This window comes from Rhodococcus qingshengii JCM 15477 (assembly GCF_023221595.1).
Lineage (GTDB): Bacteria > Actinomycetota > Actinomycetes > Mycobacteriales > Mycobacteriaceae > Rhodococcus_F > Rhodococcus_F qingshengii.
In genome coordinates this window covers 5077539-5102958 of record NZ_CP096563.1, presented here as the reverse complement: position 1 = coordinate 5102958, position 25420 = coordinate 5077539, and the positions used below count along the sequence as shown (strand labels likewise).

At 61.4% G+C, this 25420-nt stretch carries 23 protein-coding genes; 13 read left to right on the top strand and 10 right to left on the bottom strand.

All coding sequences use genetic code 11. From position 1 onward, the window contains the following. Positions 1–15: 15 nt before the first annotated feature. Positions 16–756 carry a VIT1/CCC1 transporter family protein gene (locus tag M0639_RS23275; protein ID WP_007733901.1) on the top strand — a complete coding sequence of 247 codons (741 nt, stop codon included), beginning with the start codon at positions 16–18 and terminating at the stop codon, positions 754–756. A gap of 54 nt (positions 757–810) precedes the next feature. Here the strand turns inward: M0639_RS23275 and M0639_RS23270 are convergent, their stop codons facing one another. From M0639_RS23270 to M0639_RS23260, 3 genes are all read right to left on the bottom strand, one after another. Then, entirely contained in the window at positions 811–1701 is an 891-nt protein-coding gene (locus tag M0639_RS23270; RefSeq protein ID WP_063315860.1) for a universal stress protein, read from the bottom strand. Between the two features lie 49 nt (positions 1702–1750). After that, positions 1751–3286: a CYTH and CHAD domain-containing protein gene (locus tag M0639_RS23265; RefSeq protein ID WP_064073414.1), complete on the bottom strand. Its 1536-nt coding sequence runs from the start codon at positions 3284–3286 to the stop codon at positions 1751–1753. 75 nt (positions 3287–3361) lie between these two features. After that, positions 3362–4285: a pseudouridine synthase gene (locus M0639_RS23260; protein WP_081377549.1), complete on the bottom strand. Its 924-nt coding sequence runs from the start codon at positions 4283–4285 to the stop codon at positions 3362–3364. 140 nt (positions 4286–4425) lie between these two features. Here M0639_RS23260 and M0639_RS23255 point away from each other — a divergent pair, with 140 nt between their 5' ends. From M0639_RS23255 to M0639_RS23220, 8 genes are all read left to right on the top strand, one after another. Next, a complete protein-coding gene (locus M0639_RS23255) occupies positions 4426–6453 on the top strand; it encodes a CocE/NonD family hydrolase (protein WP_064073412.1) in 2028 nt (675 codons plus the stop codon). Between the two features lie 62 nt (positions 6454–6515). Next, on the top strand, positions 6516–7760 hold the full coding sequence (locus M0639_RS23250; protein ID WP_007733914.1) for a DUF6986 family protein: 1245 nt from the start codon (positions 6516–6518) through the stop codon (positions 7758–7760). A gap of 3 nt (positions 7761–7763) precedes the next feature. Continuing rightward, complete coding sequence (alc, locus tag M0639_RS23245) at positions 7764–8750, top strand: allantoicase (RefSeq protein WP_064073411.1); 987 nt, start codon at positions 7764–7766, stop codon at positions 8748–8750. Positions 8751–8766: 16 nt separating this feature from the next. Then, complete coding sequence (gene puuE / locus M0639_RS23240; protein ID WP_064073410.1) at positions 8767–9696, top strand: allantoinase PuuE; 930 nt, start codon at positions 8767–8769, stop codon at positions 9694–9696. 169 nt (positions 9697–9865) lie between these two features. Next, positions 9866–10777, top strand: coding sequence for an SDR family NAD(P)-dependent oxidoreductase (locus M0639_RS23235; RefSeq protein WP_064073409.1), 912 nt, complete (start codon positions 9866–9868; stop codon positions 10775–10777). Between the two features lies 1 nt (position 10778). Continuing rightward, entirely contained in the window at positions 10779–11699 is a 921-nt protein-coding gene (locus tag M0639_RS23230) for a hypothetical protein (protein ID WP_064073408.1), read from the top strand. After that, a complete protein-coding gene (locus tag M0639_RS23225; protein WP_030535275.1) occupies positions 11696–13183 on the top strand; it encodes a flavin-containing monooxygenase in 1488 nt (495 codons plus the stop codon). Before M0639_RS23230 ends, M0639_RS23225 begins: the two co-directional genes overlap by 4 nt. Before the next feature lie 75 nt (positions 13184–13258). Continuing rightward, positions 13259–14011 carry a MerR family transcriptional regulator gene (locus M0639_RS23220; RefSeq protein WP_030535276.1) on the top strand — a complete coding sequence of 251 codons (753 nt, stop codon included), beginning with the start codon at positions 13259–13261 and terminating at the stop codon, positions 14009–14011. A gap of 43 nt (positions 14012–14054) precedes the next feature. On the opposite strand, the gene M0639_RS23215 is transcribed toward M0639_RS23220, so the two are convergent. Both M0639_RS23215 and M0639_RS23210 read right to left on the bottom strand, forming a co-directional pair. Further along, positions 14055–14810 (bottom strand): class I SAM-dependent methyltransferase, encoded by a 756-nt coding sequence (locus M0639_RS23215; protein WP_007733927.1) that lies wholly within the window; start codon positions 14808–14810, stop codon positions 14055–14057. Between the two features lie 82 nt (positions 14811–14892). Further along, positions 14893–16143, bottom strand: coding sequence for an MCE family protein (locus M0639_RS23210; RefSeq protein ID WP_202425829.1), 1251 nt, complete (start codon positions 16141–16143; stop codon positions 14893–14895). A gap of 338 nt (positions 16144–16481) precedes the next feature. Between M0639_RS23210 and M0639_RS23205 the strand changes: the two genes are divergently transcribed. Together M0639_RS23205 and M0639_RS23200 are read left to right on the top strand one after the other, a co-directional pair. Beyond that, on the top strand, positions 16482–16793 hold the full coding sequence (locus M0639_RS23205; protein WP_007733929.1) for an ArsR/SmtB family transcription factor: 312 nt from the start codon (positions 16482–16484) through the stop codon (positions 16791–16793). Between the two features lie 98 nt (positions 16794–16891). After that, on the top strand, positions 16892–18067 hold the full coding sequence (locus M0639_RS23200) for an MFS transporter (protein ID WP_003939751.1): 1176 nt from the start codon (positions 16892–16894) through the stop codon (positions 18065–18067). Here M0639_RS23200 and M0639_RS23195 read toward each other — a convergent pair. The 3 genes from M0639_RS23195 to M0639_RS23185 form a co-directional block, all read right to left on the bottom strand. Then, the gene (locus M0639_RS23195; protein WP_007733934.1) at positions 18034–18762 is read right to left on the bottom strand and encodes an aspartate/glutamate racemase family protein; all 729 of its coding nucleotides are present in this window, start codon (positions 18760–18762) and stop codon (positions 18034–18036) included. The genes M0639_RS23200 and M0639_RS23195 overlap by 34 nt on opposite strands. A gap of 5 nt (positions 18763–18767) precedes the next feature. Continuing rightward, a complete protein-coding gene (locus M0639_RS23190; RefSeq protein WP_007733936.1) occupies positions 18768–20342 on the bottom strand; it encodes an NCS1 family nucleobase:cation symporter-1 in 1575 nt (524 codons plus the stop codon). 108 nt (positions 20343–20450) lie between these two features. Continuing rightward, a complete protein-coding gene (locus M0639_RS23185; RefSeq protein ID WP_007733938.1) occupies positions 20451–21176 on the bottom strand; it encodes a GntR family transcriptional regulator in 726 nt (241 codons plus the stop codon). Between the two features lie 196 nt (positions 21177–21372). Here M0639_RS23185 and M0639_RS23180 point away from each other — a divergent pair, with 196 nt between their 5' ends. Beyond that, positions 21373–23730, top strand: a complete 2358-nt coding sequence (locus M0639_RS23180) for an ATP-binding protein (RefSeq protein ID WP_064073407.1) — start codon at positions 21373–21375, stop codon at positions 23728–23730. On the opposite strand, the gene M0639_RS23175 is transcribed toward M0639_RS23180, so the two are convergent. Together M0639_RS23175 and M0639_RS23170 are read right to left on the bottom strand one after the other, a co-directional pair. Beyond that, positions 23705–23941: a PhlB family protein gene (locus tag M0639_RS23175; protein WP_054780999.1), complete on the bottom strand. Its 237-nt coding sequence runs from the start codon at positions 23939–23941 to the stop codon at positions 23705–23707. The two genes, M0639_RS23180 and M0639_RS23175, sit on opposite strands and share 26 nt — an antisense overlap. 190 nt (positions 23942–24131) lie before the next feature. After that, positions 24132–24671 (bottom strand): C40 family peptidase, encoded by a 540-nt coding sequence (locus M0639_RS23170; RefSeq protein ID WP_064073406.1) that lies wholly within the window; start codon positions 24669–24671, stop codon positions 24132–24134. A gap of 390 nt (positions 24672–25061) precedes the next feature. Between M0639_RS23170 and M0639_RS23165 the strand changes: the two genes are divergently transcribed. Beyond that, on the top strand, positions 25062–25367 hold the full coding sequence (locus tag M0639_RS23165) for a DUF6412 domain-containing protein (RefSeq protein ID WP_029256089.1): 306 nt from the start codon (positions 25062–25064) through the stop codon (positions 25365–25367). The last annotated feature ends 53 nt before the right edge of the window (positions 25368–25420 follow it).

The window sequence follows — 25420 nt, the reverse complement described above, 5'->3', positions numbered from 1 at the left end:
TCCTAATCTGTTGCCATGTCCGGAGACAGTGTGCAGTTGACCGACGGGGCGCCCGGTGGGGAATCGGAACCTCACGCACCGAGTTTGAACAATCGCCTCAACTGGCTGCGTGCAGGTGTTCTGGGTGCAAACGACGGAATCGTCTCGACCGCAGGTCTCGTGGTCGGTGTTGCGGCAGCCACGACCGAGCGCTCCGCGATCTTCACAGCAGGTTTTGCTGGACTGGTTGCCGGCGCTGTGTCCATGGCGTTGGGCGAGTACGTCTCGGTCAGCGCTCAGCGGGATACCGAACGCGCACTCCTGCAGAAGGAGAAGAAGGAACTCCTCGAGACCCCGGAGGCTGAACTTCAGGAACTGACCGAGATCTACGAGAACAAGGGATTGAGTCCGGAGACGGCCCGCCGCGTCGCCGAAGAATTAACCGAGCACGACGCCTTCGCGGCGCACGTAGAAGTCGAATTGGGTATCGATCCAGACGATCTCACCAATCCGTGGCACGCGGCGATTTCGTCGGCAATCTCGTTCACGATCGGCGCGGCGATCCCGTTGGTCGCAATTCTGGTGCCGCCGACAGGCATCCGCGTCCCTATCGCATTTTTCGCGGTGCTGATCGCACTTGCGCTGACCGGGACGATCAGCGCGACGCTCGGCGGAGCTCGCAAGACCAGAGCGGTGCTACGCGTGGTGATCGGCGGCGCGCTGGCGATGGCCGTGACGTACGGAGTAGGTCAGTTGGTGGGCACGGGTCTCGCCTGACCCCTGCTGTGCGCCTTTATTAACCGCGGGGGGTTAATAAAGGCGCACAGCAATTCAGGCGCGACAGATCATGACCGGCCCTGGCGCATGGTGCAGCAGATTCTGGCTGGTGGAGCCCATCACGGCGCCCGCCATCGCACTGCGGCCGTGACTTCCGACAACTATCAACTGTGCGTCGTCGGCGTATTTGAGCATGACGGGAGCAGCGGCACCGGGTTCACTGATGCGGGTGACCGGCACGTCCGGGTACTGGTCGGCCATACCGGCTAGATTTTCCGCCAGTAGCGCCGATTCCTCCTGCTCGACAGCCTCCCAGTCGATCAGGATTCCCGCTCCGCCTTCGCGGAAGGTGGACGAGCCCTGCCAGGTGTGGACCGCGATGAGCGGCGCGTCGAACTGATCGGCATAACGAAACGCGTACTCGACGGCCTTCTTGCTCAACGCGCTTCCGTCGACTCCGACGATGACGGGACGCTGATCCGGACCGGGATTCTCCGCCGAACCACGCCACACGGTGACCGGACAGGTTGCATGATTGGCCACCTTCAGTGCGGTCGATCCGAGCAGCCGTGAGCGCAGTGCACCCGATCCGGTCGACCCCATCACGATCAGGCGTGCGGTACCCGAGGATTCGAGGATATGCGTCGACGCCGGCCCTGGCGCGATCTCGGATTCGATGGTCAGTTCGGGGAATTCGGCCGAAATCACCGCGGCGGCGGCATCGACGATCGCTTCGCCGTCTTCGCGGATCTGGCTGAGGAACTGTGACTGCAACATCACTGCAGCGGGACTGTAGATCGGGCCCTCTTGCGGCAGGGCGTGCGCCAGAATCAGTCGTGAGTTCACCGCGTTCGCGACGGAGGCTGCCCACCGGGCCGCCGCCGTCGAGGCCTCGGATCCGTCGATACCGGCGACGACATCCTGGTGTCCTGCAAGTGTGTTCATGTCTACTCCCTCTGAAATGATCGAGATCGGTCGACTGTTTACAGCGAAGTCACCAGAGTGACGATGCTGATTTCACGGCTTCCTTCCACGTCTTGCGTAGCAGGGTCGATTGCCCGTCGGCTATTTCCAGTTCTCGTCGGTAGGCCATGCCCAATCCGAAACTGGTGAGCGAGGTATGCTCCTGCTCGGCTGCCATTGCAAGTAGATGATGTTGGGCGACAACGGAATCCTGGTGCTCGCCGAGAACATCCTGGAAGTGGCTGAAATGCTTCAGTGCGCGCTTCGCTCGGCTCTTCGACACGGGTTCCATGACCTCGATCGCGTACTTCATCCGCTTGGCTCCCTTGCGGGCGCGGTGCATTCGCTCGTCACGCTCGGTGCGGGTATCGGCATCGAAGACGTGATCGACCCGCTTACCGACCTTGTGTGCCAGGTGCCGCAGGGTATGGGCCAACTCTCGTGCCGATGCCTTCTTTCCGACGCGGTGGGTGGCGGTGTCGAATTCGAGGTCGCCGACGTACTCGTCGAGGCGATCGAGCAGCGTGGTGTATCGCTCGGAATCGAGCGCCTCGAGGGCTGTTTCCTGGGCGGTTTCACCACGTGCAGAGAAGAACTCGTCGATTCGAGCTCGCACAGCTTCTCGCTCGGGCATCTCGTCGATTTCGCCGAGGCGTTCCACAAGACGCTCCCACTGGACCTCGACGTCGCGGGCGTCACCGAACTTTCCACCGATCCACCGCAGATCCGTGATGAGATCGTCGGTCTTGGGGGAGTGGCCGGCGTACGACTGCAGAGCGCTGCGGATGCGACGTGCCGCAACCCGGAAGTCGTGAACGGCTTCGTCGTCGGCCCGACGCGTGCCGAGATCCGCGGCGACCAGTGCGCGCAATTGTTCGATGAGGTAATTACGCAACAAGATCCGCGGATTCGACGCCTTGCCCGAGGTGACCTCGTGACCGGCGTACGGTGTGACCGACGTGCCCAGTGCTCGTTTGAGTTTGGACGGACTCGCAGAGCGCTCCAGCCCGGCGTCCAGTAGAACCGACTCGATTGCATCGGCCAGCTCTTGCCCGCCTGCGCCTTGTTCGACCTCGACTTCCTGCCACGTGGACTCTCCGGAACCGTCTGCCTTGCAGGCGATGACGGTGTCGGAGACCACTTCGGCAAGCAGCACACCGTTTTCGCCGTTGAGCCTGGTGCGCTCCCGATCGGTGATGATCAGGGCGACCGGCACCAGATCGTGACCGCGAATGATCGCCCGGATCAGACTCGACAGCGGCGAGGGCACATCGGTGCTCTCGTCCGGGGGAAGTTGGATTTCGGTTCGAGTGTCCTGGCCTGCGGGAAGTTTCATGTGCCACCCCGCGTCGTCGCCACCCTCACGCTTGCGCAGCGTGATCTTCTCGGCCAGCAACCGGTAGTCCGCGGTGTCGAAGTAGGTGGCAGAGAGCTGTATCGAGTCGTGGACCGGTTCGCCGACAACACCGGGAAGTCCGCCCAAGGCGGGAACTTCCTGCTCGGCCGGCGCCTCGTACTTGCGCTCGATCTCCCGTACGGCTTCGGGTACGACGGCGGTCTTGCTCATCTGGTCTCCTCTTGCGGTGCGGTCTGCGCTTCCATCCTCCCGGTATCGGAGGCGCAGTGGAAGGGTCCGGGGTCCCTACGGCGAGTCGCCACGGCCTGATTCGTCCGGCCAGGACAGGGTCCGCCGACTTTCGAACCGTTGCAGCCGGCCGGTCTTCGGATCCTCGAACTCGAGAACCTTCGACAGCAGGCGCAGCGGGTTCGAATAATCTTCTGCGGCAACGTCGTAGAAGTCGGGATAGAAGTTGTCGCCGTGGATCGGGAGCCCGAGCGAGGTCATGTGCAGCCGAAGTTGATGGGTCTTGCCGGTATGGGGAGTCAACCGGTACCGCGCGAAGCCGTCTCGCGTTTCGATCAGTTCGATCCGCGACTCGCTGTTGGGTTCGCCCTCGATCTCCGCGGCCTTGAGCACGCCGCGTTCTTTCACGATGCGACTACGCACGACCACGGGGGTGCTCACCTGAGCGTCGTGACGCGCGATGGCCTCGTACTCCTTGGCGACGCGGCGCTCGGCGAACATGGTCTGGTAGTCGCGCCGGGCCGCCTGATGCACGGTGAACAGCAGCAGTCCCGCCGTGACGCGGTCGAGGCGATGAGCTGGACTCAGCTCCGGTAGTTCGAGGTCCCGACGCAAGCGGACCAACGCCGATTCGGCGATGTATCGCCCGCGCGGGGTGCTCGCCAGGAAATGCGGTTTGTCCACGACCAAGATGTTCTCGTCCCGGTAGAGGATGTCGATCTCGAACGGCACCCGCGTTTCGACGGGAGGGTCGCGGTACAGGTAGACGAACCGCCGGGGAGCAAAAGCGCTCGTCTCGGTGATTCCGACACCCTTCTCGTCGACGACCTCCCCGGCTGCGACCTTCTCCCGCAATCGGACGGCGTCCTGGGGGAACCGTTCGAGCAGGTAGTCGAGCGTCGTCGTCCACATGCCGTCGTCTGGCTGACGGATGCGACTGGGGTTCAGGCCGTCGCGGACGGGAAGCGGTGATCGTGACACATCTTCAAAGCTAGCCGTCCGGTCGGCATTCAGACCTATTGACGACATATGGGACGGAAGTTACTATCCGGTAAGTTCGTGACACCGGTCACTGTCGTGGGGGCAGGGCTGGGTCATCACAACAGAAAATTGGAGTTTTCGTGAGGACACGACTTCTACGTCGAAGGTCGACAACGATTGCGGTGGGGCTGTGCGTCGTGGGATTGGCGGTGCCGAGCGCCGTCGCTTCTGCGGATCCGACGGGAGGGTCGGACGGGCAGGCCTGGCTCGCGGCAACGGAGGCGACGCCGCAGTATCCGGGGGTCTCGATCGAGTGGGACGTGCCCATCACGATGAGTGACGGCACAGTTCTGCAAGCGAATGTGTACCGACCGGCGGATGCATCCGGGCGGGCCGTGGAATCGAAGACGCCATCGGTCCTCAACATCACGCCGTACACGAAACTGCTGGACACACTGGTGGATTCAGCTCTGTCGATCCCGCAGGTCGGTGAGACGCTGATGGACGTTGCGAACTCGCTCGACCTCGCGGCGCCGTTCGACGGCGTGTCGGAGTTGACGGGCGTCATCGCCGGCGGAGGCGCCAGGGTTCTCGGCGTCAACCGTGATCTGGTCCAGAACGGATACACGCAGGTAGTGGTCGACGCTCGTGGAACCGGCTTCTCCCAAGGTAATTGGGACGTGCTCGGTAAGCGCGAGCAACAGGATTCGGTCGAGGTCATCGACTGGATGAGCAAGCAGGGATGGTCCGACGGGAAAGTAGGGATGGCGGGCATCTCGTACTCCGCGATCAACTCGGTGCAGGCGGCGAGCAACAATCCATCTGCACTGAAGGCGATCTTCCCGGTCGAACCTGGCAACGATCTGCTGCGCGACATCGTCGGAACCGGTGGCGGCCTCGGAGTCGGGTTCATGCCGTTGTGGTTGACCGCGGTCAACGGGCTCAAACTCATCCCGAACGTTCAGGACATCCTGCAAGGAAACTTCGATCCCCTGTGGTTGGCGAGCCGCCTCGAGGATCCCGGTACGCTGATTCCCGAACTGGTGCAAGCGATGACGGCTCAGAGAATCGAGGACGTGTCGCCGTCGACTCTGCAAGTCGCGCAAGACGGGCAGTTCTATCAGGACCGAGCCGCTGACGTCGGCAACATCGCCGTTCCGACGATGGTCTACGGCGGTTGGCACGACATCTTCGCCAACAGTGAGCCGCGGATCTACAACGGAATCGATCTGCCGCCCGGGCAGAAGCAGTTGATCATGGGGAACGGCTATCACGTCACTCCCGGTGGAGGATTCGGCAAGGACGGTGCGCCGCCGCGCCTCGACGTACTCGAACGTGCGTGGTTCGACAAGTGGCTCAAGGGCATCGACAACGGAATCGATCGTTACGGTCCGGTGACGATGTTCCAGCAAGGCGGCGGATGGATCACGGACGATCAGTTCCCGCGAGCCGGTGCGAGCTACGAACGTATGTATCTGAACTCTGCGCCCAGCGGTACTGCCGCCCACGCAGCGTACGACGGTTCGCTGACGAATGACCCGCCCAGTGCCGCAGCGCGATTGACAGTCGCACCAGGACTGCGAGGCTTCTGCTCCGGTGACGGAACTCAGGGAACTGCCGGGATCTCCGTGGTGCTCGGTGCGACGTGTTCCAAGGATTCCCGATTCCAGGAAGCGGAGGGCCTGACGTTCACCGGTGAGGCAGTGACGGAGCCGACCTCACTCTCGGGCCCGATCAACGTCCACCTCGAGACCGTCCTGGACGCGACGGACGGATTCTGGGCAGCGACGGTCAACGACGTAGCACCGGACGGAACATCGACACCGATCACGAACGGCGCTCTGACTGCGTCGCTGCGGGCAGTCGACGATTCGAAGAGCACTCGCTCGGCCAACGGTGACTACAGTGAACCGCACCACTATCTGACGATCGACACGCGTCAGCCGGTGGTTCCCGGTGAGGTCACCACCGTCGACATCAACATGCTCCCGACGGACGCAGTGCTGCAACCGGGGCACCGGCTCCGCGTCGACGTCTACGCTGCCAGCGTGCCGCGATACCTGGCGCTCGGCCCGATGCTCGCCGACAGCCAACTCAAACCGCAGCACATCGAGTTGGCTGCAGACCGGCCGAGCTTCGTCAACGTTCCGTTCGTCGGGGGCCGCTGACTCGGATTGGATCGGCGGCGTGAGAACCTGCGGGCTCGCGGACGTTCTGAGAAGATCGTCCGATGACAGAATCCCGACTCTCCGCCGCCGTCCACGATCGTCTGGACGGACTTCTGGATCCGGTGGACGAGCGGCTCGCGGCGCAGTACCCGGGAAACCGTGACGAGATCCAACCCGTGCACACGATTTACGTCAGTGCCGCGGATGCAACCGTCGACACCCCTCGACTCTGGGGTGAGCAGGCGATCGCGCTTCTCGATTCCCATGCTCATGTGTTCGCCGATCTCGACACGGAGAATGCGCTCGCTGATGTGCGAGTTCAACTCGGCCGCAAGCCGGTCCAAGACTTTCGGATCGATTTCGAGGACGGGTACGGACGCCGCAGCGACGAAGAAGAAGACGATGCAGCGACGTCGGCCGGACAGACGCTTGCCGCGCTCAGCGCTGATCCTGCCGGGCCGAACTGGAGTGGAATCAGGTTCAAGGGGTTGCCGGCCGGTGAGCGTCGGCGCTCGATCAGGACGCTCGAGCTTGTGCTCGACGCGGCCGGCGGAGTGCCGGACGGATTTGTCTTCACCGTTCCCAAACTGCGCGCGGTGGAGCAGGTCACGGCGACGGTGTTGCTCTGCGAAGAGCTGGAGAAGGCGCACGGACTCGAGCTCGGTTCGCTTCGGTTCGAGTTGCAGATCGAGAGCCCGCAGGCGGTCATCGCGGCCGACGGAACGGTGGCAGTTGCTCAGGCGATCCATCGCGGTGCCGGTCGTCTGACCGGTTTGCATTACGGCACTTACGATTACAGTGCAGCTTGCGGAATTGCATCGCGTCATCAGTCGCTCGAACATCCGGTGGCAGACCACGCAAAGGCTGTCATGTTGGCTGCTGCCGCGCAGACCGGTGTCTGGGTGTGCGACGGGTCGACTCAGGTCGCGCCTGTCGGGAGCGCCACGGCGATCCGCGACGCGATCACTCGGCACCATCGCCTCGTCACGCGGTCCCTGGAACGCGGTTACTACCAGGGGTGGGACATGCACCCCGGGCATCTGGTCACCCGCTGGCTCGCCACGTTCGGCTTCTATCGCAACGCGCTCGGCGCCGCTGCCCCGCGCATCCAGTCGTACTTGGGGCGCCAAGGTGGCGACGTGATGGACGAACCTGCAACCGCCCAGGCGCTCGCAGCGGTGGTACTGCGCGGGCTCGACGCGGGGGCTTATCCGGAATCCGAAGTTCTCCGGCTCGCCCCGAGCGCCGACACCAACGCACTCCGTCACCTCGTAGGACGCACCACACCGATCACAGGAGAACACTGACCGATGAGCACCACCGAATTCACCTTGCTGCCCGATCTGGCACTGCGCACCCTCGGCGGAGCCGTCATCTGGGCGAACGACGAGGCGTTTGCCGAGCGTGAGGCCCTGATCCGCCCAGGAAAGGCCGGGTACCAGCCGGCGACGTTCGGTCACAAGGGGCAGGTGTACGACGGTTGGGAGACGCGTCGCCGCCGGGTGGCAGGCCATGACGAGGCGATCGTCCGACTCGGTGTTCCCGGAGTGGTGCGAGGCGTCGTGGTCGACACCGCGTGGTTCAAGGGCAATTACCCGCCCGAGATCTCGGTGGAAGCAATCTCGGTCGACGGGTATCCGGATCCCGCCGACCTGGCCGTATCCGGTGAGTGGACAACCATCGTCGAGCGCTCGACCGTGCATGGTGACTCGGAGAATCCGTTCTCGGTGACGTCGGAGGAGCGGTGGACGCACGTCAAGCTGACCATTTACCCGGACGGCGGCGTGGCGAGATTCCGTGTTCACGGCGAAGCGCGCCCGGACCCGCGTTTCCTCGATGCCGGGCCGTTGGACCTCGCAGCACTCGAAAACGGTGGCCGCGTGACCGATTGCTCCAACATGTTTTACAGCTCACCGCAGAACATCCTGTTTCCCGGACGCGCTGCTTCGATGGGTGACGGGTGGGAGACCGCCAGGCGCCGCGACAACGGAAACGACTGGGTGCAAGTACAACTCGCGGGTGAAGGCGTGCTGAGTTTCGTCGAGATCGACACCTCGTACTTCCTCGGAAACAGTCCAGGTGAGGGCGCTCTGACCGGGCGGACGTCGGAGGGGGAGTGGATCGAACTGTTGCCGCGCACGACGCTGCGTCCGGATACGCGCCATCGCTTTCCGATCGATTCCGAAGTCCAGGTCACCGATGTTCGCCTGGACATCTTCCCGGACGGTGGCCTGGCGCGGCTGAGAGTCTTCGGCGTACTCACCGACGCTGCTCGCGCTGTGATCTCCGGGCGCTGACGGTAAAGTTGTTGGCATGAGCGACTATCCGCGCGACGACTATCCCCGGGACATGGTGGGGTACGGCCCTCATCCGCCGCATCCGCACTGGCCCGGCGACGCGCGGATAGCGGTTCAGTTCGTGCTCAACTACGAAGAGGGAGCCGAGAACAACGTCCTGGACGGGGACGCGGCTTCGGAAACATTTCTGTCGGAAATGACTCCGGCAGAGGCATTTCCGAATCGACACATGAGCATGGAATCGCTGTACGAGTACGGCTCCCGGGCCGGGTTGTGGCGTGTACTGCGAACCTTCGAGCGGCGAAACCTGCCTCTCACAGTCTTTGCGGTGGCGCGGGCGATGCAGCGGAACCCCGAAGCAGTCAGTGCTTTTCAGGAGTTGGGCCACGAGATCGCGTGCCACGGATTACGTTGGAAGTCTTACCAATCCGTGGACATCGAGCGCGAACGCGCAGACATGGCCGAGGCAGTGCAGATTCTGCGAGATCTGACGGGTTCGGCGCCCCTCGGTTGGTACACCGGGCGCGATTCACCGAACACCCGCGAATTGGTGGTCGAGCACGGCGGCTTCGTCTACGACTCCGATTCGTACGCCGACGATCTGCCGTACTGGGTCGACGTTCCGCGTGGCGCAGAATCGGTGAAGCACCTGGTCGTTCCGTACACCCTTGACACCAACGACATGCGTTTCGCCTCTCCCGCAGGATTTCCCAGCGGTGATCAGTTCTTTGCGCACCTACGCGATGCCTTCGACGTGCTGTATGCGGAGGGGACGGCCGGATCGCCCAAGATGCTCTCGATCGGGTTGCACTGCCGCATAGTCGGCCGCCCTGCCCGTGCGGCCGCTCTCGAGCGATTTCTGGACCACGTGCAGTCACGCGAGAAGGTCTGGATCGCGCGGCGCATCGACATCGCCGAGCACTGGAAGACCGCGCACCCCGTTTAGATCACGGTCGGTCGACAAAAGACTTCATTCGAGCAGTCCGGGTACTGGTTCGACTGCCGCGTATTCCGCCATCGAATTCTAGGCCATTGACAACTGGCACGGTTGTGGATGACTCTTTGGAGATGGAGAAACACACAGCAGTCGAAGCGTCTTCAAGGTGAGCCGACCGGTGCCGACCAAGAAACCGACCAAGAACCGCGGATCGAAGTTGTCCCACAATGCCCGCGCAGTGGTGACCGGCGCCGGCAGCGGAATCGGCCGTGCCTTTTCGTTGGAGTTGGCGCGCAGAGGCGGTGAGGTGATCTGCGCGGATATCTCGCTGGAACGGGCCAAGGAAACAGTGGCACTCATCGATGAGATCGGTGGTACCGCGCACGCCGTCAAATGCGATGTGTCAATTCGTGAGCAGGTTCAGGACCTGGCGTTGTTCGCGGAACTCGAACTTGCGGGTCCGCTTTCGCTGGTGATCAACAATGCCGGGGTGGGTATCGGTGGAAAACCGGTGGGCGAGATCGGTTTCGACGATTGGGAGTGGGCACTCGGGATCAATCTGTGGGGTGTCGTGCACGGCTGTGAGATATTCGCTCCACAACTGCGTGCGAGCGGCGCCGGGGGATTCATCAACGTGGCCTCGGCTGCTGGGTTTGCGGCTGCGCCGCTGATGGCGCCCTACAACGTCGGTAAAGCCGCCGTGATGTCGCTCTCGGAGACCTTGTCCGCTGAACTTGCCGGTACGGGAGTGCGGGTGACGGTGCTGTGTCCGACCTTCGTCAAGACAAATGTTGCTCTCGACGGCCGAATCACCGCGGAAGCAACACAATTGGCGCAAGCGTTGATGCGGCGAACCGGCTTTTCGCCGGAGCGCATCGCCGTCACCACTCTCGACGCCTACGACAAGGGTCGACTCTACGTGGTGCCGCAGTTCGATGCGAAGGTGATCTGGCGACTCAAACGGTATCTACCCGTTGCATACACGTGGGGCTGTGGAGTTCTCAATCGCTTTGCACCGAAACAGAAGTCGGGATCATCTGGAACTTCGGCGGCGCCGGAGACGAACTCGCCGAGCACGAAAGGAGCGTGACATGTCCTTCGATTTCGACGGCATGCTGCACAAGATCAAGGACCGCCAGTGGGCTCTGGTGGACATCGACTGGGATGCTCCGGGCGCCGAGACGATCAGTCCAGAGCTTCATGCGAAGCTGAAACCGTTCATGTCGGACCTGATGTGGATCGAGAACGTTGGTGCCCGTGGCTTCGCTGCGATGGCTCTCAAGGCGCCGACTGGAACTCTCCGAGACATCTATCGGCATTTCCACGCCGAGGAACAGAAGCACGCCAACGCCGAACTCGCGCTGATGCGTCGGTGGGGAATGCTCGACGGCGACGAGATGCCCGAGCCCAACATCAACGTCAAGCTCGTCATCGACTGGCTGGACAAGCATTCCGACGGTTTGTCGCTCTCGATTCTCGGGACCGTCATACCGATGCTCGAGGTGGCGCTCGACGGAGCCCTGGTCAAGTTCATCATGGACGAGATCGAGGATCCGGTCTGTCAGGCTGTGTTCAAGAAGATCAATGCAGACGAGTCCAGGCATCTGGCGGTCGATTTTGCGGTGATCGAGATGCTCGGGCACTCGACGACGCGCAAGCTCGTTGTCGAAACCGTCGGCGCCTGGATGAATCCGGCGTTGATCATCGGGACACTTCGCTACATCCCGCTGCTGAACAAGATGCGCGACAACATCGTCGACATGGGAGTGAACGAGGAACGGCTCTACACCGCGATGAAGCGATTCAGGAACGTAGGCGAACGGAGTCCGGCCGCGCTCCGCGTCCCGATGTATCGGGTGGTGAAGTGGCACGGCAACATGGTCATCAATCGCAACCATCCCTACCATCTGCTTGCCGATCGGATGGTCAAGGTCACTGGCCGACTTTCCGGCAGCAGGCTCAATTCCGAGCCGACCTGGGCCAAGGAACTTACGTACGAGCCACTCGCATGAGTACTGCCGAGCCACTGTCAGTGGCGATCATCGGTGGAGGTTTCGCAGGAATCGGAGCGGCGATTCGGTTGAAGCAGAACGGTATCGAGGACTTCGTCGTTCTCGAACGCGGCACGGAGGTCGGCGGGACGTGGCGCGACAACACGTATCCGGGAGCTGCGTGCGACATTCCGTCCCGTCTGTACTCGTACAGTTTCGCCCCGAACCCGGACTGGTCGCACACCTACTCGGCCAGCGCGGAGATCCTCGGCTACATCCGAACGATGGTGAAAGAGTTCGGCCTCGAGCCGAAGATTCGGTTTCGGTGCAACGTCACGGGCGTCGAGTGGGACGAGCAGACAGGTGTCTGGGCGATCGCGCTCGAGGGCCGTGAAGCGGTCATTGCCCGGACCGTCGTCATGGCGTCCGGTCCGCTGGCGAACGTCAGCTTTCCTGCTGTTCCGGGTTTGGAGAGCTACGAAGGACACAAGATTCACAGTGCTCGCTGGGACCATGACTACGACTTCACCGACAAGCGGGTCGCAGTGATCGGAACCGGGGCCAGTGGCGTCCAGATCGTCCCTGAACTCGTGAAAACTGCACGATCAGTGAAGGTTTTCCAACGAACACCGGGATGGGCATTGCCGCGAGCAAACCTACGCACCCGATCTCGCACGAAGGATCTGTACCGTCGTCATCCGGTCGTCCAGACTCTGGCGCGTCGGGCTTGGTACTGGGGACACGAATCGGTAGCTCTCGGGGTGGTGTGGGAATCCCCGTTGACGAGGGTGGTGGAAACAGTCGGGCGTCTTCATCTGCGCATGCAGGTGAAGGACCCGTGGTTGCGGCGACAACTCACTCCCGACTTTCGGGCAGGGTGCAAGCGGTTGCTGATGACCAGCGAGTATTACCCGGCTCTCCAGCAAGACAATTGCACACTCGTGACCTGGCCGATCGCGAGATTGGCGCCACATGGCATTCGCACGGTCGAAGGGATCGAGCATCAATTCGACTGCATCGTCTTCGCCACCGGCTTCGACGTTTGCAAGACCGGAACACCGGTCCCGATCATCGGCCGGGACGGACGTGTGCTCGCTCAGGAGTGGAAATCCGGGGCGCGTGCGTACAAGAGCATTGCGGTATCCGGTTATCCCAACCTGTATTTCACCTTCGGACCCAACTCGGGTCCGGGGCACAGTTCCGCCCTTGTGTACATGGAAGCGCAACTCGACTATCTCGCCCAAGCGATCAAAATCGTTCTCGAGCGCGACCTCAAGGCACTCGATGTTCGTCAAGATGTCGAAGATGCGTACAACGTCGAGTTGCAGCGTCGGCTGTCGAAGACCACGTGGAACTCGGGATGTTCGAGTTGGTATCTCACCGACGAAGGATTCAATGCCACTATGTTTCCCGGTTTCGCGACCCAGTACGTGAACCAATTGAAATCGGTGGATCTTCGGGACTACACGACCACGGTGCGCGAGAAAGACACCGCGCAGACCTGATCCCGGGTTCTGATCGGCCTGGTGTTGCCACTAAGTTGGAATCGTGACGACCGACGCGGCAGAGGAGACGAGGCGGTGACCGAGTACCGCATCGACGATCTAGCGCGCGCTGCGGGCACCACCTCGCGGAATGTACGGGCATATCAGGAACGTGGATTGCTTCCTCCGCCGGAGAAGCGTGGGCGGGTAGGCATCTACGGCGACGCGCACCTCGAACGCCTCAAGCTGATCGACACGCTTCTTCAACGAGGTTTCACCACTGCGCATATCGACGACTTCATCACCGGGTGGGAAAGCGGGAAAGACCTGACAGAGGTGCTGGGTCTGCAGCACGCGGTCACCGAACCATGGTCCCGCAGCGACACCGTGAGTATCGAGATGGCCGTCGTACGCGAGTTTCTCGGGGGAGATGCAGATGGTCAACTGGATCGTCTCGTAGATCTCGGACTGGTACAGATCGAAGGAGAGAACTGCGTTTTCACCGATCCTGCTTTGCTCAGCGGATTTTCGAGTCTCCTCGACTACGGTTTCACTCTCGATCAACTGGTCGATGTGCACGAAAAGCTTCACAACGCTGTGGACGGGATCGCCAAAGACCTGATTCAGGCGGCGAAGGATCGCATCGTCGATCAGCACGGGGTCGGTTGGCTCCCGGAGGGCGACGAGGTTGCCGGAACAGCCGAGATGCTCCAGACGATGCGTGAACTCGGTGTGGCGTCGGTACATTCGGCACTGGCCCGGGCACTCGACGCGAACCTTCAGCGTGAACTCGGCGACTATCTTGCCGCTGCGATCGGCTCGCGGAGCGACGCCGACGAGTCCGACTAGCAGCATCGATCACGTTCGGGATGTGCGGCCCGTCGCGGTGCGCTCAGCTCTTGCGTGCCTCGATCAGGAATCGACTCGAGTGCGCGACAAAAGATCCGTCGCGACGGATCTGCTGATCGAGTTCGCGGAGCCGGTCCCGATACTGCGCGACGGTGAATCCCGGAACCATCCAGATCACCTTGCGTAAGAAGTAGACAACGGCGCCGATGTCGAAGAATTCCATGCGCAGACGCTCGAAACGAAGGTCGACGACGGTGAGCCCGGCCGCAATCGCGTCGGCAGTTTCGTCCTCGTGGTGCCGTCCGCGACGAGCCTGCGGCTGAGGACCGAGAAAGTACTCGACCAGTTCGAACACGCTGGCGTGACCCACATGTTGAGCGAAGTACGTTCCTCCCGGTTCGAGTACCCGCGCGATTTCGGTCCACCACACCGTCGCTGGGTGTCGGCTGGTCACCAGGTCGAAAGCCGAATCGGCGAACGGTAGCGGCGGCTCGTCCTGATCCGCGACCACCACCACACCTCGGGGACGCAGAAGGGCGGTGGCCTTGGCGATGTTCGGTGGCCAGGATTCGGTTGCTGCCATCACCGGCGGGAGTGACGGTGCAGCGGCGAGGACTTCGCCGCCGCCGGTCTGGATGTCCAATGCGGCGCCGGCGCGGCCGAGACGTTCACCCATCAGCCTCTGGTACCCCCACGACGGACGCTGCTCCGTGGCGCGTCCGTCGAGCCACGAGAAATCCCACCCGTCGACGGAGGCGGATTCCGCTTCGGCGACAAGTTCGTCGAAACCTCGTGACATGCTCTGTGACTCGCCTTCAGGCGTTCCTTCCGACATCACATCATCATCGTCGCGGAGGGTCGACGGTGCCAGTTGTTTACGGCTACTTCGGGGTGGCGCCGAGCATCGGTGCGAGTTGAGTGGCAATCGGGTTCAGGTTGAGCTTGTCCGGGTCCACCTTGGGCTTGCCGTCCCACGGTTGCGAGGTGTTCGGGTCGGCGAACGCGATGCGGTTGGCGCTACGAACCCCCGTTTCGCTGCCCTGAGGTGCCTGGCAGTTGGCGGCAGTGTTCAACGGGAAGTTCTGCGTCGTGTCGTCGAAGTTCGGGTCCTTGCGCTTCATCTCGTCGAGGATCGCCATGGTCCCTTCGTAACCGACGGTGCACGAGAGCGGGTTGTTGGTCTCGAGTACCAAGCCCAGATGTACTGTGCCGTCTCCCGGTGCAACGGTGGGCGCCGCCCCGGCGAGCGCAGGCAGGAAGAGCAGGAAGGGCTGCAGCGAGGGCAGTGTCGGTGCGGCTGCCGCTGCAACGGCGGAGAGGTTGGAGAGGTTGGTCGTGAGCGCGGGGCCGGCTTCGGTGACGAGAGAGCCGACTTGTTCGCTGGCCGGTATGCCGTTGTCGATCACGCGTCGGATGTCGGGGTCGCTGGTGCGCAATTGCGCCGTCAGTGCGTCGAGGTCGGTGCTGAACTGCTTGATCGCCGACGATTGATCGGACTGGGTCGTGAGCACCGTCTGGCTGTCGCGGATCAGTCCGAGGGTCTGGGGAAGGGTGTCGAGGCCCGACTGGGAGATCCCCGACAGCGAGTCGGCAAGTACCTGCAGATCTTCGCCCTTGCCGTTGAATGCCGCGCCGAGTTCTTTCGCGACGGTGTGGAGTGCGTCGACCGGAACGGAGTGCACCAGACCGTTGGCGCTGGTCAAGACATTCTCGATCGGGATCGGCGTGGTTGTGTCGCCCACGGCGATCACCGAGCCGTCTTCGAGGAACGGGCCCTGGTCGGTATCGGGCTGAAGGTCGACGTACTGCTCGCCGATGGCTGAGCGATTGGCCACCACGGCCCGCGCGGATGCGGGAATCTGAGGAGCACTGCTGTCGATCAACAGGTCGACTTCGATTCCGTCGGACGTGAGCGACATGTCACCGACGCGTCCGACGGGTACACCGCGATAGGTCACTTCGGCGTTGGTGAAGATGCCACCGGACGTCGCCAGTTCGGTTTTGACCGTGTATTGGCCGAATCCCAGAAGATTGTCCAGCCGTACGTATTTCGCTCCGACATAGATCAAGCCCAGGAGTGCAACCACGACGAGAGCGACCAGCTGCCATTTGGCGAGCTTCGACATCACCATGAGGTGACGACCCTGAACTGATGCGGTGTGTTCATGGTTCGACTCCCGAATGACAAGCCGGGTACGGCTGGTGTTGAGCGAATTGTGTTCACCCACGGACGTTCTGAGGTGAACCGGAAACTTCCGGCAATTCGTTGTTGGCGATAACTATAAACAAGTCGTCACAGATAGAAAGTCGGCGCTGAGATTTCCGCAGGTCGTCGAAACGTAAGTGTCACAGCTCACTTCGAATGCGCAGATGTGACGCAGACGGCTTTCGGTCCGGATCGGGCTTGACTTCGCCAAACATATCCACAAAAGTAGATGCGTTCCGGTTGTCGTGCAGAGGGGTGTGGTCCATGGATGCTTTGGCGATCTTCAAGGCGCTGTCCAACCCGACTCGCCTGCAGATCATGGAGTGGCTCGCGCACCCGGCGAAGTATTTCGACGAGGACTCGTATACGCAGCAGGATCTCGGGTTTCACATCGGAGTCTGTGTCGGTGACATTCAGGGGCGATCGGGACTTGCCCAGTCGGTGATCTCGGGGTATCTGCAGGGCATGAAAGACGTGGGTCTGCTCGAGTCCGAGCGCATCGGGAAGTGGACGTATTACCGACGAAACGAATCCGTGATCGGCGAGTTCAGGGAATTCGTTCGCGAAAAGCTGTAGCGGCCGAATTGCCCTCGTCGGTCGGGTTGTTCAACCAGATATATCTACATATATAGATATGTAACTGTCTTGTGTGGCGAAGTAGTGAGGAGTGTGTCGTGAAGTCGAAATTGTTGATACCGGTTCTGGCGTTGGGTGTATTCGGAATCATCACTACGGAGATGGGCATTATAGGGGTTCTGCCTCAGATCAGCGAAAAGTTCGGTATCACCGCGTCGACTGCCGGATGGTTGGTCGGTGTGTTTGCACTCGTCGTGGCGGTGACCGGTCCGTTCACAACGCTGATCACCTCGGGAATCAACAGGAGAACCGTTCTGTTGGTGGCGATTGCAGTCTTTGCGGTCTCCAATGTGGTGTATGCGACCACATCGAGTTTCGAGGTGATGTTTGCATTTCGGATCATCCCCGCCGTGGTTCATCCGGTCTTCTTCGCTGTCGCGCTTGCAAGTGCGGTTCGTCTGGTATCGCCGGAACAGGCGACCGCCGCGGTGACCAAGGTATTTGCAGGCGTCACAGTCGGATTCGCGTTCGGCGTGCCCTTGACGTCCTATTTGGCCGAGAACTTTTCGGTGTCGACAGCATTCGTGTTCGGCGCCGTGGTCAACGTTCTCGCGTTTCTCGGGATTGTCGTACTTCTGCCCTCGGCTCCTGTGACACAACGCCTGTCGTACGGTGCACAGGTCGGGATACTTCGCCGGCCGCGCGTGTGGTTGACCATTCTTTCCGTCACCTTCGTCTTCGCAGCCATGTTCTCGGTGTACGGATACTTTGCCGAATACCTCGGCGAAGTGACCGGCATGAGCGGATCGTGGATCAGCGCGATGCTCTTGGCTTTCGGTGTCGTGATGATCTTCGGCAACTTCGTCTTCGGGGCTCTGCTCGCCAAGGGGGTGGTGCGCACGGTTGTGGCATTTCCCTTGCTGTACATCGTCGTCTACGTGATGCTCTATCTGGCGGGCCCGTACTTCGGCGCGATGGTTGTAGCCGTGTTGGTTTGGGGTGTAGTGCATTCCGGTGGACTGGTGGTTTCGCAGAGCTGGATGGGGCGAGACGCAGTCGACGCGCCTGAATTCGGCAACAGCCTTTTCATCTCGTTCTCCAACCTGGGGATCACGCTCGGCACTGCGGTCGGTGGACTGTTTCTCGCGCATTTCGAAACCCGCCAATTAGTCTGGGCTGGAGTATTGTTCGCGATCCTGGCGCTGCTGGTGACAGGTGTTCGACTCTCGCTCAGGCACGCTCACAGCGAGAACGGTGTCAGTGTACCGGTGTAGTTCTTGGGAAGTGGGCGTGCGAACTCGCCGCGCGAACTGGTCGACAGCCCGAGGGTGACCAACGACTGAACCATCGTGACCCCAGCGGCAACGCCGTCGACTACCGGGACACCCAGTTCGTCGGACAAGTCCTGGCACAGGTCCGCCATGCCGGCGCAACCCAGCACGAGGACGTCCGAGTCGTCTTGCTCCAATGCGTCGAAACAGGCTTCCAAGATCACCTTTCGCGCGTCGGGATCACGATCGAGTTCCAGAACCGGAATCTCGCAGGAGTGGATACCCCGGCACCGAGCCTGCATGCCGTACCGGTCCACCAGATCGGCTGCGCGGCCGCGGGTTCGACCGAGAGTGGTCACGATGCTGAATCCGCGACCCAGGAAACTTGCGTAGTTCATGGCCGCTTCGGCAACAGCTACGACGGGGCCCTTGGCCAACTCTCGGGCTGCATCAAGACCTGGGTCACCGAAGCAAGCGATGACGTAGCCGTCGACTTCGTTCTTTTCTCCGGCGGCGATCTCGGTCAGGATTCCGGGGACGCTGAGAGCTTCGTCGTAGTGGCTTTCGATCGACGCGGGACCCATGGCAGGGCTGACAGCCTCGACGAATGTGCCCGAGCCTGCGACGGTCCGGGCACATTCCTCGATCTTGGCGGTCATCGCCCACGTGGTGTTGGGGTTGATCACCTTGATTCTCATGACGATCAGTCGACCGTCACAGTGTCGGGAGAGGAAGCATTCCGGACAGCTGAGGAAGAGCGCGCGGCGAGTAGGTAATAGACGGTGAATCCGAGCCCACAACCGATGAACCAGCTGTACTGCGCTGCGGTGTACATCCCGGTGAGGTCCTTGCCCAGGACCGGGACCATCGCGACGACGGCTCCCACCACGGTGGCGATCACTGCAGCAGGGTTGTATCCCTTGCTGTACCAGTAGGTTCCGGTCGGCGACATGCTGAACAGTTCGTCGACGATGACCTTCTGCTTGCGCACGAGGTAGTAGTCGGCAATCAGAATTCCGAACAGCGGACCGATGAAGGCTCCGAGGGTTTCGAGTGTGTAGTGAATGACGTCCGGATTGTTGTACAAGTTCCACGGCGTGATGAGGATCGAGCCGATCGCTGCGATCATTCCGCCGGCGCGCCAGCTGATCTTCTGCGGACTCACGTTGGAGAAGTCGAAGGCCGGGGAAATGAAGTTGGCCACGATGTTGATGCCGATCGTGGCGATGGTGAAGGTGAGTGCGCCGAGAACGATGGCGAAGGTGCTGTCGATTCGTGCAACGGTCGCAACGGGATCGGTGATCAGTTCGCCGTACACCGGCAGCGTCAACGATGCAGTGACGACGACCAACACCGAGAATACGAGGAAGTTCAACGGCAAACCGAGGAAGTTGCCCTTCTTGACGGCAGCGAACGACTTTCCGTAGCGGGAGAAGTCGCCGAAATTGAGCATCGGTCCGGAGAAGTACGAGACAACCAGAGCGATCGCACCGAGCATGACCGGCACGGCGTCGAAACCCGAGTACTTGACGTCGCCGAGCGTGAGATCGATGGCGCTCCAGCCTGCCTTGTAGATCAGGTAGCCGCACAGCATGAACATCACGACATACACAGCCGGCCCGCAGAAGTCGATGAAGCGGCGGATCGATTCCATGCCTCGCCAGAAGACACAGGCCTGAAGTACCCACAGGAGCATGAAACTTCCCCAGCCCAGTGCGGAGAGTCCGGCGAATCCGTAGTCTTCGACGACGGCATAGGGCGCGAGTGACGGAAAGAGTTTGATCAGTACGACATCGAGGGCTGCTGAAGCGAGGAAGGTTTGAATTCCATACCAAGCCACGGCAATCAGGCCACGAATGATTGCCGGGATGTTCGCGCCGAGGACGCCGAACACGCTGCGGCAGATCACCGGATACGGCACGCCGGTAACTTGGCTGGGCTTGGCGACGAGATTGCAGAAGAAGTAGACGATCGTGATACCGACCAGCAGGGCGACGAGTACTTGCCAGCTGGCCAATCCCAGTGCGAAAAGACTACCGGCAGTGACATATCCGCCGACGCTGTGTACGTCGGACATCCAGAAGGCGAAGATGTTGTACGACGACCAGGTCTGCTTGCGAAGCGGCGCCAAGTCCTCGTTGGTCAAACGAGGGTCGTAGCCCGGCTTGATCAGGCCGCTTCCGACAGGGTGACCCGCGGCTTCGACAAGGTCACCCGATCCGCTTTCCTTTGGGGGAGTGGGGGTAGTGGTCGTTCGGGACGGAAGAATGTCGGTCATGACAGCTCCTGTGCATCAGTGCAGGAAATCAGCGGACGGTGCCACGAGCTCTCAGCGTCAGTGATGAAAACTGTGTTGAGAGAAAGGTATCGATGCTGTGTTGCACGACTATTGCGCGATCGGTATATCTTTTTCGGCCAATAGACCGGTGTCTGTCGGTAGAGTCGCGATCACGGTATCGAGTCGGCGATGATGGATTTCGGAAGCGCTCAGAAGTGCGGATGCGTCCCGACGCAGGAATGCGTCCAGCATCGCGGTGTGATCGGAGTGCAGAACCTGGCGATCGACGCCGGCAACATGGACCATCGGCTGTACTGGTTCGGTGATGTTCCAGGCAGCTTCGAACATGTGCAGAAGTCGAAGCATCTGAGACGGTCGGGTCAGTGCGAGATGAAAGTTTCGGCTCTCGCAGTGATAGGACTGAGAGTCGTCGTAGCGCAATGCGATCTCCAAACGGGAGTTCACCTCGACGGCGTGTTCGTGATCCTCTTCGGTTGCCTGCTCGACGGCGACGGCCAATGCAGCTGATTCGAGAGTTTCGCGGACGATGTACATCTCTCGCAGTTCTGCCGGCGTCAGCTGAGCAACGGTGTAGCCGAATTGATGTCGATGGTCGACCAAGGACTCTCCGACCAGTGTTTTCAGTGATTCCCGCACAGGTATTCGACTGACACCGAACACATCAGCCACGTCGCCGAGAGGAATCGGGGTACCCGGAGGCGCCGAACCCGACAGAATCACTCGCCGCAGTTCGTCGAGGATCGTTTGTTGTGGACTTCCGGGAGCATCGATTACCAGTTGCGTCAGCAGTACCGATCTACGGCGCGGCGGCATGTCGCTCTCCCTTCGTCTGTCTGCCAGAGTAGGAATACGTTGTTTCGTCTGCGTGACACCGGTGTGGCCGTCGTGCATCTCGCACTCGGGGGAGAACAAGTGGGCTCCGATCACATGCTCGCGTGAGTGCTGCTCGGGAGGCCGATCGTGGGGGTAGCGTTGTTGTGTAGTGGTATGGCAGAAAGCGAGTCGGTCGATGGCATCCGCTGTGCGCTCAGAAGCCGACCAGCGAGTTGTCGGCAACCTGCCCTTGGAGCTGACGAGTTTCGTCGGTCGTCGGCGTGAGTTGGCCGACGCCAGGAGATTGTTCGAGACGTCCCGTTTGTTGACACTCACCGGGATCGGTGGCGTGGGCAAGACACGGCTCGCGATCCGACTTGCGGGCGCGTTGCAAAGGGTGTTTCGAGACGGTGCCTGGTTGGTGGAACTGGGGGAGCAGACAGATTCGGATCTCCTCGAAGATCATGTCGCCGTGACCCTTGGTGTCCGGTCGGTCTCGTCGGCGGACCCGCTGCAGGCATTGATCGACTACTGCGCCGATCGGAGTCTGCTGTTGGTGCTCGACAACTGTGAACATCTGGTCGATGCCGTCGCTGTGTTCGTAGGCGCGATCCTACGGCGATGTGCCGGCGTCAAGATCCTGGCGACGAGCCGCGAATCGCTGGGCCTGGGCGGTGAGGTGACGATGCGCGTTCCCTCACTCACCACACCGCAGCAACAGCCGCCCGAATTCGAGGGAATTGCCCAGTACGAATCGGTGTCGTTGTTCACCGAGCGTGCGGCTTCCGTCGTACCTGGTTTCACCCTCACCGAGGAGAACAAGCGCGCCGTTGCGCATATCTGTCACGACTTGGATGGACTCCCACTTCCGATCGAACTGGCGGCAGCTCGCCTGCGTGGTATGTCTGCTGAGCAGATCATGAACAGGCTCTCGGATCGATACCGACTTCTTACAACGGGTGGACGTGACGTTCCGAGTCGTCAACAGACGCTGCGATTGTCGATCGATTGGAGTTACGACCTCTGCTCGCCAACCGAACAGCAGTTGTGGGGGAGGTTGTCGGTGTTCTCGGGTGGGTTCGACCTCGACGCCGCTGAGGGCGTGTGTGGGCAGGACATGAATTCGACCGAAGTGCTCGATCTCGTCACCGCGTTGGTCGAGAAGTCCATCCTGATTCGTGAGGAAACCGACGGGGATGTTCGGTACCACCTCCTCGACCTACTCCGGGAGTACGGACATGAAAAGTTGGAGTCCGCCGGTGAGTATTCCGCTCTGCGTCGAAGCCATCGTGATTGGTTCGAGGCACTGGTCGTTCATGCGGAAGCCGAGTGGATCAGTGGCCGGCAAGCTGCCTGGATCGCAAGGCTCGGTCGTGAACAGCGCAACGTCAACGATGCGTTGGAGTACTCGATTTCCACTGCCGGAGAGGCGCGATCTGCAACGCGAATGGTCGGTGCGTTGTACAGATTCTGGCTTGCAGGTGGATTACTTGTGCAGGCGCGTTACTGGACGGATCGAGCCTTGAATGCAGAGGATCGAGAGCTGGATCCGTTCCGAGTGGATGTCTTGGCCATCGACGCCGTGAATCACGCGATGCAGGGGGAACTCGAACGGGCAGAAGAGTTGGTCGACGAGAGTTGGCGCCTGGCAAACGACTTGGCGGATGTGCGCTCGCGCGGCTTGGCGACGTGGGGAGACGGATACGTCGATACCTTCAGAGGTAACTTCGATACCGCTACGGCCAAGCTGGAATCCGCGTTGACGCTGTTTCGACTCGACAAGAATCTGCTGCATGTGGTGGTCGGCCTGGACACCTTGGGAGTCGCGTACTTCCTGTCCGGCGCTCTTGATCGCTCTGTGGAGTGCAACGAAGAGATTCTCGCGATCACCGTGCCCGCCGACGAGATGATGTTCCAGGCATTTGCGCTGGGAACTCTCGGGCTCGTGAGCTGGCTCCGAGGTGAATTGGATGCCGCAAGTGACTATTTGACTCGAAGTCTGAGAATTCTCGATGCCCCGATGAACTCGGCGTGGTGTATCGAGCCGTTGGCGTGGATTGCTGCAGCGCAACGTGATTGGAAGCATGCAGCGGTTCTGCTCGGCGCGGCAGCCATGTATTGGCAGAAGGTCGGGGGACGGCTGGCGGGCCTGCCGGGTTTGTCAGCTCATCACGACACTGCTGCAGAGACTGCTCGCAAAGCCATGGGTGACGATGCTTTCGACAAGTCGTTTCGCAGCGGGTTTGCGATGTCCGAGGGTGAAGCTGTCGCATATGCGCTCGACAAGCGCTCCAGTGTCACGACTGCGTCGTCGGCTGAAGGGCCTCACCTCACTCCTCGTGAGCAGCAAGTTGCGGAACTGGTTGCCCAAGGGTTGACCAATCGCGCGATTGCGGAGCACTTGGTAATCTCGCTGCGCACCGCTCAGGGACACGTGGAACACGTACTGACAAAACTGGGATTCAGTTCCAGAGCGCAGATCGCAGCGTGGTACGTCTCGACCGCGCAGGAGCGTGACTCGCGTGAGGTCAATGGTTCAGCAGGCCGGAGTTGACGTCCGATAGCAGTTCACCACGGTCGTCGCCGCACAAGCAGAACACCGGGTAGCGCTTACCTTCTTCACGCCCCTGAAAGAACACTCGTAGCGGTCCAGGCGCATCCGCGCGAGGGGATTCGGTGAGGAAAGTGTACAGCCACGGCCCCTCGTCCAATTCCACGATGGCGAGAACGGTCGAGGGGTCGCCGTGAACCGTTCGCCAGGACACGACAGTGCCGTCTCCGCAACACCGCGTCACGTCCAACCGCGCCCCACGACACCTGGCGCAGACCGCGCTCGCGGGCGAGAGGATGACATCACATTCCGCGCAATGGGGGAGTGTCAATCGTTCGGCTCGCGACGAGCGATTCGAATATCGCCGCGATACACGCTGTTTCATCGAGCTTGTGGGATTCATGTCAGTAACGTCGGGCGAGGTAGTACGGCATCGAGTCCACGGGTGCGCGTTCGACCGACTCCCCGGACGTCGGGGCGTGAACGACCTCACCGCCTCCGGCGTAGATCCCCACATGCTCCCCGCCGTAGTACAGGACCACGTCACCCGGCTGTAGATCGTCCCGGGAAACTGGAGTGCCGCCAACCGCCTGGTCGTAGCTGGTTCGCGGAATCGAAACGCCCGCTTGTGCATAGGCCCATTGAACGAGACCGGAGCAGTCGAACGAGTCCGGCCCGGTCGCGCCCCAGACGTACGGAGCGCCGATCTTGGACTCTGCGGCTGCCAATACGCGGCCTGTATCCGAGGAAGCGAAAGCTGACACCTTCGCCGGATTCGTGTCGACGGAAACTGCGGCGATGTTCCAGTCCCGAAGCACGGGGGCCTGAGCGTTCGCGGTGTCGATACTCACGGCAAGGGTTGTCAGGGAAAGAACACCGACGACAAGCGCCCTTCCGAGTGCATGCTTCTTCGTGCGGGGGTCGGTGAATCGGTGGTGCGACATTTCGCGTGTTGCCTTTGCGTCGATGCGTCCCGAAGCAGGTGTCCAGCTGGGTGTGATCGGGCTTCGGCTTGCGACACTCAGCCTGGTTGCGCCTCGACGTGTTCGCACCGGTCAGTTGGACGGGGTGTATACCTGTTTCGAGCGGCATTGTGGGTGCAAGGCCTGTTGATCGATCGCGAGAACTTCGACGGACTTTCGTGATCCGAATCAAGGAGGGCACGGCGGCCGGCCTCACCCCGGCTCCGGTCAGGCGATTCGCAGCGGGAGCGCCGAACGCTCAACAGTGGCACGGTCGGATGGACCACGATCCTGCGCACAAATGGCTGCGCGAACAAGTACGTGAGGCAAGCGTCTGGCTGGATTCGGCAGACGTTCTGTACTCTCGCAGTCATGCAACAGCGGAGCACAGGAACGGTGACACGGTCACTGTTGCTGCTTCTGCTGCCGTTCATCGCTCTTCTCGCAGTGCCTCCGCTTGGTTCCTCGGGTAGCGCCGCGGTGCTGGGAACTGCGATTGCCGTCTTCGTGGTCGCTGCGCTCGCAACTTCCTCGAAGTACGAACTTCTGCAACTGTGCGCGGTTTCGGCCACTGGCCCGTCTGATGACGAACGCTGCCTGCGTGGTGCTTTCCGCAGGCAGAGCAGCCCGGACGCGCCCGGTCGTCCGCAACCTCGAGCTCCGGGAATCGGTCTGTAGATCGGCAGTCGGCGGGTGTGAACTCGTCGTAGGTCGGTCAGACGTCTTGCGTC

Bases quoted from the DNA above. Each gene is read 5' to 3' on its own strand.
- M0639_RS23275 (WP_007733901.1), top strand. From the start codon at position 16: ATGTCCGGAGACAGTGTGCAGTTGACCGACGGGGCGCCCGGTGGGGAA.
- M0639_RS23270 (WP_063315860.1), bottom strand. From the start codon at position 1,701: ATGAACACACTTGCAGGACACCAGGATGTCGTCGCCGGTATCGACGGA.
- M0639_RS23265 (WP_064073414.1), bottom strand. From the start codon at position 3,286: ATGAGCAAGACCGCCGTCGTACCCGAAGCCGTACGGGAGATCGAGCGC.
- M0639_RS23250 (WP_007733914.1), top strand. From the start codon at position 6,516: ATGACAGAATCCCGACTCTCCGCCGCCGTCCACGATCGTCTGGACGGA.
- alc (WP_064073411.1), top strand. From the start codon at position 7,764: ATGAGCACCACCGAATTCACCTTGCTGCCCGATCTGGCACTGCGCACC.
- puuE (WP_064073410.1), top strand. From the start codon at position 8,767: ATGAGCGACTATCCGCGCGACGACTATCCCCGGGACATGGTGGGGTAC.
- M0639_RS23230 (WP_064073408.1), top strand. From the start codon at position 10,779: ATGTCCTTCGATTTCGACGGCATGCTGCACAAGATCAAGGACCGCCAG.
- M0639_RS23225 (WP_030535275.1), top strand. From the start codon at position 11,696: ATGAGTACTGCCGAGCCACTGTCAGTGGCGATCATCGGTGGAGGTTTC.
- M0639_RS23215 (WP_007733927.1), bottom strand. From the start codon at position 14,810: ATGTCACGAGGTTTCGACGAACTTGTCGCCGAAGCGGAATCCGCCTCC.
- M0639_RS23210 (WP_202425829.1), bottom strand. From the start codon at position 16,143: ATGGTGATGTCGAAGCTCGCCAAATGGCAGCTGGTCGCTCTCGTCGTG.
- M0639_RS23205 (WP_007733929.1), top strand. From the start codon at position 16,482: ATGGATGCTTTGGCGATCTTCAAGGCGCTGTCCAACCCGACTCGCCTG.
- M0639_RS23195 (WP_007733934.1), bottom strand. From the start codon at position 18,762: ATGAGAATCAAGGTGATCAACCCCAACACCACGTGGGCGATGACCGCC.
- M0639_RS23190 (WP_007733936.1), bottom strand. From the start codon at position 20,342: ATGACCGACATTCTTCCGTCCCGAACGACCACTACCCCCACTCCCCCA.
- M0639_RS23185 (WP_007733938.1), bottom strand. From the start codon at position 21,176: ATGCCGCCGCGCCGTAGATCGGTACTGCTGACGCAACTGGTAATCGAT.
- M0639_RS23180 (WP_064073407.1), top strand. From the start codon at position 21,373: ATGGCATCCGCTGTGCGCTCAGAAGCCGACCAGCGAGTTGTCGGCAAC.
- M0639_RS23170 (WP_064073406.1), bottom strand. From the start codon at position 24,671: ATGTCGCACCACCGATTCACCGACCCCCGCACGAAGAAGCATGCACTC.
- M0639_RS23165 (WP_029256089.1), top strand. From the start codon at position 25,062: ATGCAACAGCGGAGCACAGGAACGGTGACACGGTCACTGTTGCTGCTT.